The sequence below is a fragment of the Pseudooceanicola profundi genome (assembly GCF_050897955.1).
GTDB lineage: Bacteria > Pseudomonadota > Alphaproteobacteria > Rhodobacterales > Rhodobacteraceae > Pseudooceanicola.
This window is the reverse complement of the sequence record NZ_JBPAXZ010000001.1, coordinates 2,549,511-2,564,277: the sequence shown is the minus strand read 5'-3', so window position 1 is coordinate 2,564,277 and position 14,767 is coordinate 2,549,511. Positions and strand designations below refer to the sequence as shown.

At 63.2% G+C, this 14,767-nt stretch carries 18 protein-coding genes and 1 tRNA gene; 9 read left to right on the top strand and 10 right to left on the bottom strand.

Going from position 1 to position 14,767, the window contains the following annotated elements; genetic code table 11:
- Positions 1-25: 25 nt before the first annotated feature.
- Together dgcA and dgcN are read right to left on the bottom strand one after the other, a co-directional pair.
- Positions 26-991 (bottom strand): N-acetyl-D-Glu racemase DgcA, encoded by a 966-nt coding sequence (gene dgcA, locus ACRARG_RS13000; protein WP_432690443.1) that lies wholly within the window; start codon positions 989-991, stop codon positions 26-28.
- 69 nt (positions 992-1,060) lie between these two features.
- Positions 1,061-2,065 carry an N-acetyltransferase DgcN gene (dgcN, locus tag ACRARG_RS12995; RefSeq protein ID WP_432690442.1) on the bottom strand — a complete coding sequence of 335 codons (1,005 nt, stop codon included), beginning with the start codon at positions 2,063-2,065 and terminating at the stop codon, positions 1,061-1,063.
- 266 nt (positions 2,066-2,331) lie between these two features.
- On the opposite strand from dgcN, the gene ACRARG_RS12990 reads away from it, so the two are divergent.
- On the top strand, positions 2,332-3,291 hold the full coding sequence (locus ACRARG_RS12990; RefSeq protein ID WP_432690441.1) for an L-malyl-CoA/beta-methylmalyl-CoA lyase: 960 nt from the start codon (positions 2,332-2,334) through the stop codon (positions 3,289-3,291).
- Between the two features lie 152 nt (positions 3,292-3,443).
- The gene (locus tag ACRARG_RS12985; RefSeq protein ID WP_432690440.1) at positions 3,444-3,968 is read left to right on the top strand and encodes a hypothetical protein; all 525 of its coding nucleotides are present in this window, start codon (positions 3,444-3,446) and stop codon (positions 3,966-3,968) included.
- Between the two features lies 1 nt (position 3,969).
- Here ACRARG_RS12985 and ACRARG_RS12980 read toward each other — a convergent pair whose 3' ends face one another.
- Complete coding sequence (locus ACRARG_RS12980) at positions 3,970-4,413, bottom strand: Lrp/AsnC family transcriptional regulator (protein ID WP_432690439.1); 444 nt, start codon at positions 4,411-4,413, stop codon at positions 3,970-3,972.
- Positions 4,414-4,514: 101 nt separating this feature from the next.
- On the opposite strand from ACRARG_RS12980, the gene ACRARG_RS12975 reads away from it, so the two are divergent.
- Together ACRARG_RS12975 and ACRARG_RS12970 are read left to right on the top strand one after the other, a co-directional pair.
- Positions 4,515-5,111 carry a LysE family translocator gene (locus tag ACRARG_RS12975; RefSeq protein ID WP_432690437.1) on the top strand — a complete coding sequence of 199 codons (597 nt, stop codon included), beginning with the start codon at positions 4,515-4,517 and terminating at the stop codon, positions 5,109-5,111.
- A 3-nt stretch (positions 5,112-5,114) separates the two neighbouring features.
- Positions 5,115-5,705, top strand: coding sequence for a hypothetical protein (locus ACRARG_RS12970; protein WP_432690436.1), 591 nt, complete (start codon positions 5,115-5,117; stop codon positions 5,703-5,705).
- A 22-nt stretch (positions 5,706-5,727) separates the two neighbouring features.
- Here ACRARG_RS12970 and ACRARG_RS12965 read toward each other — a convergent pair whose 3' ends face one another.
- Entirely contained in the window at positions 5,728-6,561 is an 834-nt protein-coding gene (locus tag ACRARG_RS12965) for an AraC family transcriptional regulator (RefSeq protein ID WP_432690435.1), read from the bottom strand.
- Positions 6,562-6,672: 111 nt separating this feature from the next.
- Here ACRARG_RS12965 and ACRARG_RS12960 point away from each other — a divergent pair, with 111 nt between their 5' ends.
- From ACRARG_RS12960 to ACRARG_RS12950, 3 genes are all read left to right on the top strand, one after another.
- Positions 6,673-7,671: an acetyl-CoA carboxylase carboxyltransferase subunit alpha gene (locus tag ACRARG_RS12960; RefSeq protein WP_432690434.1), complete on the top strand. Its 999-nt coding sequence runs from the start codon at positions 6,673-6,675 to the stop codon at positions 7,669-7,671.
- A gap of 62 nt (positions 7,672-7,733) precedes the next feature.
- A complete protein-coding gene (locus tag ACRARG_RS12955; RefSeq protein WP_432690433.1) occupies positions 7,734-8,396 on the top strand; it encodes a potassium channel family protein in 663 nt (220 codons plus the stop codon).
- 4 nt (positions 8,397-8,400) lie between these two features.
- Complete coding sequence (locus tag ACRARG_RS12950) at positions 8,401-9,741, top strand: TrkH family potassium uptake protein (protein WP_432690432.1); 1,341 nt, start codon at positions 8,401-8,403, stop codon at positions 9,739-9,741.
- On the opposite strand, the gene ACRARG_RS12945 is transcribed toward ACRARG_RS12950, so the two are convergent.
- The 3 genes from ACRARG_RS12945 to ACRARG_RS12935 are packed head-to-tail and all read right to left on the bottom strand — an operon-like array spanning position 9,738 to position 11,748.
- The gene (locus tag ACRARG_RS12945; RefSeq protein ID WP_432690431.1) at positions 9,738-10,361 is read right to left on the bottom strand and encodes a glutathione S-transferase family protein; all 624 of its coding nucleotides are present in this window, start codon (positions 10,359-10,361) and stop codon (positions 9,738-9,740) included. The two genes, ACRARG_RS12950 and ACRARG_RS12945, sit on opposite strands and share 4 nt — an antisense overlap.
- Positions 10,358-11,005: a GntR family transcriptional regulator gene (locus ACRARG_RS12940; protein WP_432690430.1), complete on the bottom strand. Its 648-nt coding sequence runs from the start codon at positions 11,003-11,005 to the stop codon at positions 10,358-10,360. Before ACRARG_RS12940 ends, ACRARG_RS12945 begins: the two co-directional genes overlap by 4 nt.
- Before the next feature lie 47 nt (positions 11,006-11,052).
- Positions 11,053-11,748, bottom strand: a complete 696-nt coding sequence (locus ACRARG_RS12935) for a M48 family metallopeptidase (protein ID WP_432690429.1) — start codon at positions 11,746-11,748, stop codon at positions 11,053-11,055.
- Positions 11,749-11,875: 127 nt separating this feature from the next.
- Here ACRARG_RS12935 and ACRARG_RS12930 point away from each other — a divergent pair, with 127 nt between their 5' ends.
- Together ACRARG_RS12930 and ACRARG_RS12925 are read left to right on the top strand one after the other, a co-directional pair.
- The gene (locus ACRARG_RS12930) at positions 11,876-12,202 is read left to right on the top strand and encodes a TIGR02300 family protein (protein WP_432690428.1); all 327 of its coding nucleotides are present in this window, start codon (positions 11,876-11,878) and stop codon (positions 12,200-12,202) included.
- A 93-nt stretch (positions 12,203-12,295) separates the two neighbouring features.
- Positions 12,296-12,371 (top strand) — tRNA-Ala (locus ACRARG_RS12925).
- A 29-nt stretch (positions 12,372-12,400) separates the two neighbouring features.
- Here ACRARG_RS12925 and ACRARG_RS12920 read toward each other — a convergent pair.
- From ACRARG_RS12920 to ACRARG_RS12910, 3 genes are all read right to left on the bottom strand, one after another.
- A complete protein-coding gene (locus ACRARG_RS12920) occupies positions 12,401-12,709 on the bottom strand; it encodes a hypothetical protein (protein WP_432690427.1) in 309 nt (102 codons plus the stop codon).
- Positions 12,710-12,838: 129 nt separating this feature from the next.
- Entirely contained in the window at positions 12,839-13,447 is a 609-nt protein-coding gene (locus tag ACRARG_RS12915) for a hypothetical protein (RefSeq protein WP_432690426.1), read from the bottom strand.
- 394 nt (positions 13,448-13,841) lie between these two features.
- Positions 13,842-14,696, bottom strand: a complete 855-nt coding sequence (locus ACRARG_RS12910; protein ID WP_432690425.1) for an alpha/beta fold hydrolase — start codon at positions 14,694-14,696, stop codon at positions 13,842-13,844.
- Positions 14,697-14,767 lie beyond the last annotated feature (71 nt).

Below are 14,767 nucleotides of genomic sequence, written 5' to 3'. Positions count from 1 at the left end.
CTCCAGTATATCGCAGCATTGATGCTCAGCCCCAGAGGGCCGCGTCGGGCGGATGCACGCCCCGTTCATCGAAGGTCAGGGCATGGTCGCGGTCTTGAGCCAGCAGCAGCGGGCCGTCAAGGTCCGTCACCATCGCGCCCTGGGCGACCAGCACAGCCGGCGCCATGGCCAGAGAGGAACCAACCATGCAGCCCACCATGATCTTGTAGCCCGCCTCCCGCGCGGCATCGCGCAGCGCCAGCGCCTCCGTCAGCCCGCCGGTCTTGTCGAGCTTGATGTTCACCACGTCGTATTTGCCGGTCAGATGCGGAAGGCTCTCCCGGTCATGGCAGCTTTCGTCGGCACAGACGGGCACGGGACGCTCCATACCGATCAGCGCCGCGTCCTGGCCCGCCGGCAGGGGCTGTTCGACCAGCGCCACGCCCAGACGCACCAGATGCGGCGCCAGCTCGGCATAGACCTCCGCAGACCAGCCCTCATTGGCATCAACAATGATCTTCGCCGCGGGCGCGCCACGCCGCACGGCCTCAAGGCGCGCCATGTCATCCGGCGTGCCAAGCTTGATTTTCAGCAGCGGCCGGTGCGCATGTTTGCGCGCCGCCGTCTCCATCACCTCAGGCTCGGCCAGCGACAGGGTATAGGCCGTAATCTCCGGCCCCGGTGCGACCAGACCGGCCAGGTCCCAGGCCCGTTTGCCGGCGCGCTTGGCCTCCAGATCCCACATCGCGCAGTCGACGGCATTGCGCGCGGCCCCGGCGGGAAGCGCCTCCTGCAGGGCGATCCGATCGGTGACCCCCGAAAGCGCCTCGATCTCCGCCGTCACGCTCTCCAGCGTTTCGCCGTAGCGGGCATAGGGCACGCATTCGCCCCAGCCGGTCAGCCCGCCGTCGCTCACCCGGACGGTCAGCACCTTGGCCTCCGTCCGCGACCCGCGGCTGATCGTAAAGACCTCTGCCAGCGGAAATGTCTCTGCGGTTACAGAAATCTGCACGACCCGCTCCTTCATCTTTCCGGAAATTCTCCCGCCGGAGGTGTCCTGACCCCTCCGGCAGAAACAAGGTCAGCCCAGAGCGACCAGCGCATCTACCAGCTTGTCGGCACCGTAGCGATAGGGGTCGACGGCGGGCAGGCCCATGCGGTCCTCCACCTCGGCCAGATAGGCCTTGGCCTCGTCTTCGGACATGTGCTGGGTGTTCACCGACACGCCCACGACCTGGCAGTCAGGGTTACCGACACGGGCCAGTTGCAACGCCGTATCGCGCACCGCCTCCAGCGAGGGCAGCTTGTAGCCCGGCAGGCCGCGCATATGGGGCCGCGTCGGCTCGTGGCAGATCACCAGCGCATCGGGCTGGCCGCCATGGACCAGCGCCAGTGTCACGCCGGAATAGGAGACGTGGAAGAGAGAGCCCTGCCCCTCGATCATGTCCCAGTGGTCCGCGTCATTGTCGGGCGTCAGATATTCGATCGAACCGGCCATGAAATCCGCGATCACGGCATCGAGCGGCACGCCCTCGCCAGTGATCAGGATGCCGGTCTGGCCGGTGGCACGGAACGAGGATTTCAGCCCGCGCTCCTTCATCTCGCGATCCATGCAGAGCGCGGTGTACATCTTGCCGACAGAACAGTCGGTGCCGACAGCCAGGCAGCGCTTGCCGGTCCGCTTCTCGCCATTGGCGATGGGGTATTTGACCGACGGGATACGGACGTCATGCAACGTGCGGCCGGTGGCCTCGGCGACGGCTTTCAGATCTGGCTCGTCGCGCAGCAGATTGTGCAGGCCGGATGCCAGGTCAAAGCCCTCTTCCAGCGCTTCAATCAGGACCTTCTTCCAGGCCTGGGAGATCACGCCACCGCGGTTTGCAACCCCGATGACGAGGGTCTTGGCGCCGGCCGCCTTGGCCTCTGCCAGCGTCATGTCGGGGAGCTTCATGTCGGCCTTGCACCCTTCCATGCGGAACTGGCCCACGGCATTGTCGGGGCGCCAGTCACGGATGCCCTGCGCCACTTTGGCGGCGAGCATGTCGGGGGCGTCACCAAGAAACAGAAGGTATGGGGTCTCGATCATCAGGCAGCTCCTTTGCTTGGCGCGGAGTCTGCGCGATTCTGCATGGAATGACTTTGCAATTTTGCGCCTGCAAACGGATTTTGGGGGAGAATGTTCGACATATGTCGGAATATGCAACGATTTCTTGCGCCTGATAGGCAAGCCGTCGGCGAATCTTCTGCATCCAGCCATTTTCGCCGCACTGCAATATGTGCCTTGCCCGGCTTGATGCAATTTAATAACTCTGAAGCCGACCGTCACGCAATTTCATTACTCAAGGAGGTCCGATGTCCTTCCGTATTCAGCCCACCCCGCCTGCACGCCCCAACCGGTGCCAGCTGTTCGGCCCCGGCTCCAACACCAAACTGCCTCCAAAAATGGCAGCCTCCGAGGCCGATGTCATCAATCTCGACCTCGAAGATGCCGTGGCACCCGATGACAAACCGCAGGCGCGGAAGCTGGTGATCGAGGCCATCGGCGATATCGACTGGGGCAAGAAGACGCTTTCGGTGCGGATTAACGGTCTGGATACGCCTTACTGGTATCGTGACGTGGTGGATATCGTGGAACAGGCCGGGGAACGGCTGGACATGATCATGATCCCCAAGGTCGGCTGTGCAGAGGATATCTATGCAGTGGATGCGCTGATCACGGCCATCGAACGCGCCAAAGGCCGGCAGAAGAAGATCGCGCTGGAGGTTATTATCGAATCGGCCGCCGGCATCGCCCATGTGGAGGAGATCGCAGCCGCCTCCCCCCGTCTGCAGGCGATGAGCCTGGGTGCCGCGGATTTTGCGGCCTCCATGGGCATGCAGACCACCGGGATCGGTGGCACGCAGGAAGATTACTACATGCTGCGTGAGGGTCAGAAATACTGGTCCGATCCGTGGCACTGGGCACAGACCGCGATTGTGGCCGCCTGCCGGACTCATGGCCTGCTGCCGGTCGACGGGCCGTTTGGCGATTTCTCGGATGATGAGGGGTACCGGGCGCAGGCGCTGCGGTCGGCCACGCTGGGCATGGTCGGCAAATGGGCGATCCACCCCAAGCAGATCGCGCTGGCTAACGAGGTCTTCACTCCGCCAGAGCATAAGGTGACAGAGGCAAAGGAGATCCTCGCCGCCATGGAAGAGGCGCAGCGCACCGGTGCGGGTGCAGTGGTCTACAAGGGTCGTCTGGTCGATATTGCGTCGATCAAACAGGCCGAGGTGATCGTCAAACAGGCGGAGCTGATTTCCGGCGCGTAACTGGCGCCACGGGACAGTTTTCCCCCACATCCTGACATCCTGGCGGCCACCCGGTGGTCCGGCCGCCGGGCGCAGGATCACGGCGATATGACCGGCGGACGGACCGCCGGGCTTGGCATTGCGGGCACTTGGACTAAAACAGGGACAGCCCCGTGTCAGGACCGATCGAGACCACCATGATTTTCAGAAATGCCGCCCTCCCCCTGTTCCTGCTTGCCGCGCTGCCGGCGCAGGCCGAGGTGATCGAGACCGATCTGATCAAGGTGTTCGAGGGCAAATGGGTCCAGTCCAAAGATCCGTCACAGAACGGCATCCTGATGTATCTGACGGAACAACGCTCCGCCGTGGGGGAATATTTCTCGATCCGGTGTGACGGTTCGGACCGGTCCGTGCGGATAGCCTTTCCGCGCAGACGTCCGACAGATGCGATCGGCATGACGCTGGACGGAACTCAGTACCGGGTGCCCGCCAAATTTGTCGGGAAGACGCCTGACCCGCAATTCGTTAAGGGCAATCTGTTCGGCTATGCCCTGAACTTTCCCGATGCAGAAACGCAGGCACGGTTTCTGGACCGGGTCGGCAGCGGCACCATGCTGACCGTGGAGGGTCAGACGCTGCCCATTGACCTGGCGGGCGCGGGTGACGCCGTCGCCGAACAGGCGGATTACTGCGAGTAAGTCAGGCGCGTTCATCCTTGGGAGAGGCCATCACCACATAAGATGTGATGGAGCTGACCTGAGGCACCGTACCCAGAACCTCTGTGTGGAAGGCCTTGTAGGAGGTCAGATCGGCCGCTTCGATCCGCAGGATATATTCCCAGGCGCCGGTGATATTATGACATTCCCGAACCTCCGGCGCGCGGGCCATGGCGCGCTCAAACGCCTCCTGCGCGTCTTTTGTGTGCAGGTTCAGCCCGACCATCACATAGGCGGTGAAGCCGACCCCCGCCTTCAGCGGGTCGAGCACGGCCCGATAACCCGCGATGACACCAGAGCGTTCCAGATGCTGGACCCGGCGCAGGCAGGCAGAGGGCGACAGCCCGACCTTCTCCGACAGGTCGAGATTCGAAATGCGGCCGTTCCGGGAGAGTTCACGCAATATCGCGCGGTCAATGCCATCCATATCCGAATTTTATTGCTGAAATACTAAAATGACAACGCATATTGCAATCTCGTGGCACATATTACGAGGCAGAATTGCGCTGAACTGAATGAGTAACGATTATGACCACAGACCTTCTGCTTGCTCTCGCCGCTTTCTGCATCGTCTCCACGCTGACGCCGGGGCCCAATAACCTGATGGTCATGGCCTCGGGCGCGAATTTTGGCTATCGCCGCACCCTGCCGCATATGCTGGGCATCGCAATTGGCTTTGGCCTGATGGCGGCGCTTGTGGGTATCGGGCTGATGGGCATCTTCGAGGCCGTGCCGGTGTTGCATGACGTGCTGACCGTTCTGAGCGTGGCCTATCTGCTTTATCTCGCATGGAAAATCGCAAATGCCGCGCCGCCGGATGCCAAGGCCGCGCAAAATAGCCGCCCGATGACATTCCTTCAGGCGGCGATGTTCCAGTGGGTCAACCCCAAGGCCTGGACCATGGCCCTGACGGCGATCACGGTCTATGCGTCGGACCGCAGCCTGGTTGCGGTTCTCATGGTGGCCGGAATGTTCATGCTGGTCTGTCTGCCCTGCGTCTCGGTCTGGACGGTGCTGGGGCAGCAGCTGCGGCGACTGCTGACCAATCCGGCGCGGCTGCGGCTATTCAACTGGGGCATGGCCGGGTTGCTGGTCGCCTCCCTCGTTCCGGTGTTCTATCACTAGGGCATGACGCTGACCCTGCTGCATACGGCCGAGCTGCATCGGTCCACCTTCGACACCCTGCGCGACCGGATCGCGCCGGGTGTTTCGCTTTTGCATGTGGTGCGCCCGGACTGGCTGGCAGAAGCCCGCGCCAATGGGCCGGAGGCGGTGCGCGCCCCGGTGGCAGAGGCGATCCGCAAGGCCGGCGGGCGCGTGCTGTGCAGCTGCACCACGCTGGGGGCGCTGGCCGAAGACTATGGGGCATTGCGGATCGACCGGCCGATGATGCGGGCGGCGGCGACGATCGGGGGCGAGGCGGTGCTGGTCTACACGCTGGCGAGCACGGCAGAGGCCAGCCTTTCCCTGCTGGAGAATGAGGGCGGCACGGCGCGGATGCTGGACCTGACCGCTCTCTGGCCGCTTTTCGAAGCCGGAGAGACCGCCGCATTCCACGCGGCAATTGCGCAGGCGCTGCGGGCCGATCTGGCGCAGAACGGCGGATCGGTCGTTGTTCTGGCACAGGCCAGCATGGCGGGCGCCACCGATCTGCTGGGCGATCTGGGCCTGCCGGTGCTGAGTTCGCCCGAAACCGCATTGCGCGCCGCGCTGGCATAGGGCCGGAACGGCGCGCCGGGCGTCATGCCAGCGGCAGGTGGATTTCCGTCAGCAGATCCGCCGGATCGGTGTACATCGGCGTGTTGAGGTAAAGCTCATAGGCGGGCTGGGTGCCCGGTTCGCGCCCCGACGTCGCTAGCCAACTGCCGAAAAGGTAGTCATAGGCGGCGGGCAGGTTGGCATAGGGGCCGCGATAGGTCAGCACCGCCGCCTCTCCGCCCGTCATCTCGCGCAGCTCCAGGCCCTCGGGAACGGGTCGGCCCGCCTTCAGTTCGAACCCGGCAAAGCTCTGCAACTCGGCCTCCGGTACTTCAGAGATGTCGTCGTAATAGACGCCAATCATCGGGCCGAGGTCATCGTAAAGGGACCGCGCGGCGACGATCACGTCAACGCGCGAAAATGCCTCCGATATGCGGAAATAGGCGCCGGTATGGGCGAGGCCCACAAGGCGGCGGTCGGGGTTCGTTTTGATTTCAACGGGATACATGGTCACAGGTCCTTTCCTGGGCCGGACAAAGGGATGCGGCGTCCCCCGCGCGCGGAAGGCGCGCGGGGTCATGCCGTATTGCGCGCGAAAGGCGCGGTCGAAACTGTCCCGGTCGGCATAGCCCACGCTCTGCCGGATCTCCTCGATCTCCTGCGATCCGCGGGAGATCTCGTTGGCGGCGAGGTGCAGGCGAATGCGGCGGACGGCCTGGGCGCAGGTTTCCCCCGCCATGGCGTGGAAGACGCGGTGCCAGTGAAACCGGCTCATCGCCGCGACATCCGCCAGCGCGTCGAGCGAGAGGTCGCCCGCCGGGTTGGCGTGGATGTGGTCGTAGACCCGCAGCAATCTGTCTTCGTAGCTCTGTGTCATATGCTCCTCCGGAACTGTCCCGGATATGCCATTACAGGGTCCGGCAAATCTTGCTGAGTTGCAAAGACCCGTCACCATGGGCATATAGCGCCCGAACCCGGAGGGAATGCCATGGCCGAGACGACCACCGAAAGCCGCGCACAGGACGCCCATAACTACCTCGATTTCGAGAAGCCTTTGGCAGAGATCGAAGGCAAGGCGCGGGAACTGCGCGCGATGGCCCGCCAGAACGAAGGCATGGACGTCGAGGACGAGGCCAGCGCGCTGGACACCAAGGCGGCCGCCATGCTGACCGATCTTTATAAATCGCTGACGCCCTGGCGGAAATGCCAGGTGGCGCGGCACCCCGACCGGCCGCATTGCCGCGACTATATTGAAGAGCTGTTCACCGAATACACGCCGCTGGCGGGCGACCGGAACTTTGCCGATGACCATGCGGTGATGGGCGGGCTCGCCCGGTTCGCGGATCAACCGGTGATCGTGATCGGCCATGAAAAGGGCAATGACACGAAAAGCCGGATCGAACGGAATTTCGGCATGGCCCGGCCCGAAGGCTACCGCAAGGCGATCCGCCTGATGGAGATGGCCGACAAGTTCAAACTGCCGGTTATCACGCTGGTCGACACGCCCGGTGCCTATCCCGGCAAGGGCGCGGAAGAGCGTGGCCAGTCCGAGGCGATTGCCCGTTCGACAGAGAAATGCCTGCAGATTGGCGTGCCGCTGGTGTCTGTCGTCATCGGTGAGGGCGGTTCGGGCGGCGCGGTAGCCTTTGCCACGGCCAACAAGGTCGCGATGCTGGAACATTCGGTCTATTCGGTGATCTCGCCGGAGGGCTGCGCCTCCATCCTGTGGAAGGATGCGGAGAAGATGCGGGAGGCCGCAGAAGCGCTGCGTCTGACCGCGCAAGATCTGCAGAAGCTGGGCGTGATCGACACGATCATCAACGAGCCGCTGGGCGGGGCGCATCGCGACGGGGCCGCCACGATTGCGGCCGTCGGCAAGGCGATCCAGAAGATGCTGGGCGAGATGAAGGGCCAGTCGGCGAGCAAGCTGGTGCAGGACCGGCGGCGCAAATTCCTCGACATGGGGTCGAAGGGTCTGGCTGCGTGACGGCTTGACCTTCGCAGTTGCAGCACCATCATCGCAGGCTTGTGACGACGGAGTGCATCTGAATGAAGCACAACAGGCGCAATTTCGCGGTGATCGGGCTGGGCAATTTCGGCGGCACGGTCGCGCTTGAGCTGACCCGCTACGGCAAATATGTGATCGGGATCGACCGCGACGAAAAGATCGTGGCCAATTTCGCCGAGGAAATCTCGCAGGCGCTGATCCTCGACAGCCGGGACGAATCGGCGCTGCGGGAGGCGGGTGTCGGCGAATGCGATGCCGCGCTGATCTCCATGGGGGAGGATCTGGAAAGCTCCGTCCTGACTGCCATCAATCTCAAGATGATCGGGGTGGAAGTCGTCTGGGCCAAGGCCGTCAGCCGGGCGCATCACCGGATCCTGTCGAAACTGGGCGTGGACCGCGTGTTTCACCCCGAGGAGGAGATGGGCCGCCATGTCGCGCAGGTGTTTAACAATCCGCTGGTGCGGGACTACGTGAGCCTCGGCAACGGGAGCCATGTCTTCTATTTCCAGGCGCCTGCGGAGATGGAGGGGCGGGAGCTCGCCGATATCCACATGCTCGACAAGCATGAGCTGCGGTGTCTGGGCGTGATGCGGGGGACGGAGTTTATCTGCGATGGTCGCAGCAGCTGCACGCTGGCAGAAGCGGACCGGCTGATCCTGCTGGGCACACGCAAGAATTTCGGCAGTTTCGCCGATACGCTCTAGCCCGATGATCGCCCGTCTCCTGCGCGCCCTGCCGCGCCTGACCAAGATGCCGGCGCCGGAAATGCTGGCGCTGTCCTATGCCGGGTTCATCTTTCTGGGCACGCTGCTGCTGAAACTGCCCGTATCGACGCGCGACTCGCTCAGCTGGATGGAGGCGTTCTTTACCTCCACCTCCGCCGTTACCGTGACCGGGCTGGCCGTTGTGGATACGGCGGGTGAATTTACCATCTTCGGTCAATTCGTGATCCTCCTGCTGATCCAGTTCGGCGGGCTGGGGCTGATGACCTTTGCCATGCTGCTGCTGACCGCGCTTGGCGTGTCGGTCGGGCTGCCGCAGCAGGTGGTATTGCGGGAGGAGCTGGGCCAGTCTTCCCTGCATGACCTGATGCAGCTGGCGGCGCTGGTGCTGCGGGTCGCGATGGTGGTGGAAGGCGGCGGTGCCCTGCTGCTCTGCATCCCGTTCATCCGGGATTACGGGTTCTGGCAAGGGGCCTGGGCCGCGATCTTTCATTCGGTGTCGGCCTTCAACAACGCGGGATTCGCGCTATGGCCCGACAGCCTGACGCGTTACGTGGCCGATCCGCTTGTGATCCTACCTATCTCGGCCTCCTTCATCATCGGCGGAATCGGGTTCATCGTGATCGGGGACATCTGGCAGCGGCGGCGCTGGCGGACGCTCTCGCTGCATTCCAAGCTGATGCTGGTGGGCACTTTGGGCCTGATTCTTTGGGGTTGGTTTACCTTTGCGGTGCTAGAATGGACCAATCCGGCGACGCTGGGCCCGCTCGGCCTCGGGGGCAAGTTGCTGGGCGCCTTCTTTCAGGGGGTCAGCCCCAGGACGGCCGGGTTCAACTCCGTCGATCTGGCGCATGTGCACGATTCCACCTCTCTGGTCGTGATCCTGCTGATGCTGGTCGGGGGCGGGTCGACCTCTACGGCGGGCGGCATCAAGGTGACGAGCTTTTTCGTGCTGATCCTGACCGTCATCGCGTTTTTCAAGCGGCGGACCTCGCTGCATATCTTCAACCGCTCGATCGGGTTCGAGTCGGTGTTCCGGGTGATGGCCCTGACGGCGCTGTCGATGCTGATCGTGCTGACGGCACTGTTCGTCGTGTCGATCTCCCATGACGGGGCGATGTTCAACCTGGTGTTCGAGGTCGCCTCGGCCTTCGGGACCGTGGGGCTGACGCGTGGGTCAACGGCGGAGCTTGATACCGTGGGGCGGCTCGTCATCATCTTCGTGATGTTCATCGGCCGGGTCGGACCGCTGACGCTGGGTTTCCTGCTGGCGACGCGGGTGGTGCCAAGGGTGCGCTATTCCGAGGGGCAGGTGTTTCTGGGCTAACCTGTCGGCAGTCCCGGAGCGGTGGCTGTGAAGCTGGGGCGCTGCTGGAGCTCCGCAAAGCGGGTGGCAAGCGCGGGATGCTCGGCCAGCATCGCGGCCGCCTCTGGCAGGGCCGTGAAGTAGTCTACCATCGGCGCCAGATGCAGGTCTGCGCGGGTCAGCGGACCGGAGAGCACTGTGCCGGAGGCAGCAAGAGTTTCGAGTTCGGCGAGCAGGGGACGGGATGCGGCGAGACCCGCGCTCACCTCTTGCGTCTCGACCGGTTCTCCGACGGCGAGCGGATAGGCGCCCTTGGCGAAGACCTGTCGGACCATCGGCCAGTAGCCATAGCTGTTGATCATGTCGATGACCTGCTGCACCCGCGCCTCTTTCACCGGATCGTCGGGCTGCCATGTGGGGCCGGGAAAGGCACGGTCGATGTAGAGGGTGATCGCGGACGTTTCGTAAAGCCGCATGCCGTCATGATCGAACACCGGCACGCGGCCGAAAGGATGCGGGTTCGGCTCGGAGGGCTCGAAAGGGTTCACCTCCGTCCAGTCGTACTCCAGCCCGCGCTCTGCCAAGGCCATCCGGACGATCCGGACATAAACGCTCAACCGGAAGCCCCAGAGGTGGATCATGTCGTCAGCAACCTCAGGCCCTGTGTCACGTCCGACCGGACCGCCAGACGCAGGCCGGGCTCATCCCCTGCCTTCAGCGCAGCGATGATAAGCCTATGGAAATGCGGCGATTCCTTGCGGAGAAGCCGGCCGTAGAGTTTGCGCATCGTCGGGCCGAGCTGCAGCCATACCGTTTCGGCCATGGCCAGCATGGCAGGGGCCTGCGCCCGCAGGTAGAGCGTGCGATGGAATTCGAGGTTGGTGCGGATATAGCCCACGGCATCATGCCGTTCGACCATTTCCGAAATCGTCGAATTGATCGCCTGCAGCCGGTCAATCAGCGCCATATGGGCGCGCGGCAGGGCGCGGGAGGCCAATTCAACTTCCAACAGCGCGCGCAGGGCGGCCAGCTCCTCGATCCGCTCATTGCTGATCTCGGGGGTGGAGACGCGGCCGGAGGCGGACAGGGTCAGCGCGCCTTCTGCTACCAGACGGCGGACGGATTCGCGGGCGGGTGTCATGGAGACGCCGAAGTCTCGCCCGATGCCACGCAGGGTCAGCGCCTCTCCGGGTGGGATCTGGCCGTGCATGATACGGGTGCGCAGACCGCGATAGACGCGTTCATGGGCGGCGGGGCTTGGATCAGGGCGGGATTGCATCAACATGGGCCGCTTGTGATCACAAAACTCCCTGCCGTCAAGATGGGGTGTCGTCACACCGCTTCAAACCGGTAGCCATGCAGGTTTGCGCCCTCGCTGCGCAGCCAGCCGCGCTGTTGCCGGTAGGGGCCGTGGATCCGTTCAACCTGCGCCCAGAAGGCCGGCGAATGGTTCATTTCGGCCAGATGGGCGACCTCGTGAGCGGCGACATAGCGCAGCACTTCCGGCGGAGCGAGGATCAGCCGCCATGAATAAGACAGCGCCCCCTGCGCCGAACAGGACCCCCAGCGGGAGCGCGTATCACGCAGGGTCAGTCGGGAATAGGGGCGGCCGAGAGCAGCGGCATAATGATCTGACGCCCCGGCGAGCCGGTCGCGCGCCATGGCCTTCAGGTGGCCCAGCAGGCGGGCGGTGATCCGGTCCGGATCGCCGGGCACCAGAATTTGGTCGCCGTCGATCCGAACGGAGCGGCCTGTCCCGGGTGCCACAGTCAACATCTGCCCTTCCACGGGCAGAACGGAACCGGGGCCGATGACTTCCATCCCGGCGTGCTTTGCCAGATGCCCGCGCAGCCAGTCTGCTTTTTCCCGCGCGAAGGCCAGGCCAGAGCGTTCCGACACGCCCATGGGCAGGGTGAGCGTCACTTTCCCGTCCAGCGCGGAGACACGCAGAGATATCCGACGCGCCCGGCCCGACCGTTTCAGATTGATTTCCACCGGGGGGTTGCCCGGCAGGATATGCTGACCCATATGAACCCCGCCCGTTACGGTCCGGTTTATTCCGTCTTTATTCCGGCCCGAAAGCCTTTGACACCCGTTTCCGCATATGGCAGGGGACGCGGATCGTCGACAAGAGATGTCACCTGAGAGGAATCCCATGCCCAAGGAAGAATGGGGCACGAAACGTGTCTGCCCTACGACCGGCAAGCGGTTTTACGACCTAAACCAGAGCCCGATCGTCAGCCCCTATACCGGCGAGATCGTGGAATTCGACGAATCCAAGAATCGTATGATCGCGGCCGATGCCGAAGATGCCTCTGCCAAGAAGCGGAAGGTCGAGGATGACGAGGATGTCATCCTGGATGATGACGAAGATGATGTGGATGTGGATCTGGACGATGATCTGCTGGAAGAGGACGAGGATGACGACAACGTCTCCCTCGACGATCTGGCCGACGTTGCCGGGGACGACGACGAGTCCTGATTTGGGGGGATCCGGAGGGCGGGATTTTTCGCTTGATCCGCTCCGGGCCTTCCCATACATAGCGCCGCACGGGTGATTTGAGCCCGTGCAAATGGGGCCTTAGCTCAGCTGGGAGAGCGCTTGCATGGCATGCAAGAGGTCAGGGGTTCGATCCCCCTAGGCTCCACCATCCCTCACTTGGGGGATGAAAAACCGCCATCAGCCCGAACAGAACAGTTTGCATCGGATGGGCGCCTTCGGTTCCCGCTCCTGCGCTGTGGATTCGCAAAGGCCGGCTGAATGATGCGCCGTTGACGGCATCTTGGGTTTTTCAACGATAACAGCATCTTGCCAAGGTTTCTGAGGCCGCTCCGATAAAATGACCGGGCAAGCTTGAACCGGGGCGGGTAGCTCCGCCTGTTCAGACAGCCCTATCGTCTGATGGTGCAACTCTACGATGCGGTTCTCACCCGCTTTGACCAGGCGCGAATTGCAGGCATCCATGATCCGGTCGCGCGGCGTATCCATCTGTTCCACGGGTCCGTCGCTCGTCACTGTGACGAAGTCGGGTTCGGAGCGGTGGAACAAGAAGGTCGCGGCTGTCTTCGGGCCGTCATTGGCCGATGCACCAGATAAGATATCTCACCTCATCATCGCTTAGCCTTCCGGCACTTGAGCCGGGGGAAGGGAACAGCCCGGCCAAACCCCGCAGGCCCTGCCCCAGTTCTGCGCCGCGTCGCGCAGACGTCTGTTCTTGGAAAAAGCGCTGCGCAGACCGAAGCCTTTCCCGCTGATCCTGTCGCGGCGCAAAACAACTGTTCTGCCCGTTGTATCCACATACCGGGTTGTCAGCGTCATGGCGCCCCGATCCAGCGGGATGATGAGGGCGGCGCTGGACAGGACATTCACGACCGGATCAACAAGCCGCACATTTTCAATCGTCACGTCCAGCCGCAATGGCAAAGCACCCGTCGTGCCTCCCGTATCCCGGGCTGCCTGTCGCAAGCCCGCCTGAAGCGCCGCGCGAATTGAATTCAGCGCGGCTGTCTCTGTCGCCTTAACCTCCGACTGCGTATCAAGGCGCACGTCACCAAGGGTCAGACCGGTTACGGCGGCCCGGTCAAACGATTTGTCGTGAAACAGTTGCGCCTGCCGATCTCGGTAAACTTCGGTCAGGCCCCGAGCCGGAGAAAGCTGCGCCTCAGGCAACGTCGCGCAGGCACCCAGTATCGTGCAGGCCATCAGGGCCGGGAACAGAAATCGCATGGATCAGGCCTCCTGATCGTTTGGTGGGAAAGTGGGGTCGGCAGAGGGCGAAAACGCCGGCCTGCCTGCTACGGCGGCAGGCAACGCTTCCATCTGACCGACATATCTACGGGCCAAGGTCTTATCGACCGGTGCCTCGGCTGCGCGCGACCTGAAAATCACCTCGGCAAAGCCCTGCCGGATCAGAGCTATATCAACCGCGGCCATGTTCGGTTCTGCTACGCCCTGACGGCCGTGTCTTTGCACTCTACCCTGCCGCATAACACCTCCTGCGCAAAGTTTGCGACTCATGTCACTCATGGGTGACATGAGTCCATTTTCAGGCGGGCGTGTCAAGCGATGCTTCGTCGAACAGCCGCGCCCGGATGGCCCGGGCGCCGCGACCGATCTCTGGCTATTTCCGCGCGACAATATTCAGGATGGACGCCAATCCCTGTGGATCAGCGAAGAATGGCGAATGACTGGTATTCATCGAGAACACGTTCGTCGGCGTTCCCATCGCCTCGTCCATCAGCCGGACCATTTCGCGCTGCGCCGCAATGGTCACGGCCTGATCCCCGGTGCATTCGATGTAATGTCTGGGCACACGGCCAAACCGGCCCGGCGTCGCGGGTGACGGGCTTGTGACAATCTGGGCCGGTTCATCGGGATGCAGATGGCCGATGGCCTGATCGAAAGAGGCATCAGCGACGTCAGCATAGAAAGTCGCCTTGATGCCGGCCCGATAAGCCGGGTCTTCGCTTCTGACGTCCATCCGCAATGCCCCAACATCCGCCGGATCAGCCATGAAGAGCGTGGGCACCAGAGCCTCAGCCATCAACGGATGGCCGATCATCTGCCCCGCCACCATTCCGGGGGGCAGCAGGAAAGCCGCGAGATAGACGGCATGAGAGATCTCGTCCGGGATCGCCTCGGCCAATGGTGTCAGTGTTAACCCGCCCTTCGAATGGCCCACAACAACAGCCTTGCCGCCGGTCTTTTCATTCATCTCCCGCACGGCAGCAATGGCGGCTTCGGTCCGCTGCACCTGCGACACGCCGGCATTGGGCGAGGGTTCGGTTGCGAAGGCGGCCGGATCGAGGGGGCGGTTCAGGAATGACTCCGGCAGCGCGGCTGAGCGGCCTGCACCGGGCAGTTCAATGGCCGTCACGGGGATGCCCCCCGCCTCTAGCAGCGGCACGACTTCGTCCCAGCAATGGTGATCGTGCCAGGCTCCGTGGATCAGGACCACGCCGTTAGTTTCGCTCATATTCCAGTTCCTTCCCGTTGGATGCCCCAATTGCGGGGCGTTGATTTTCATCTGCGCCCGGCTCTCCGGTA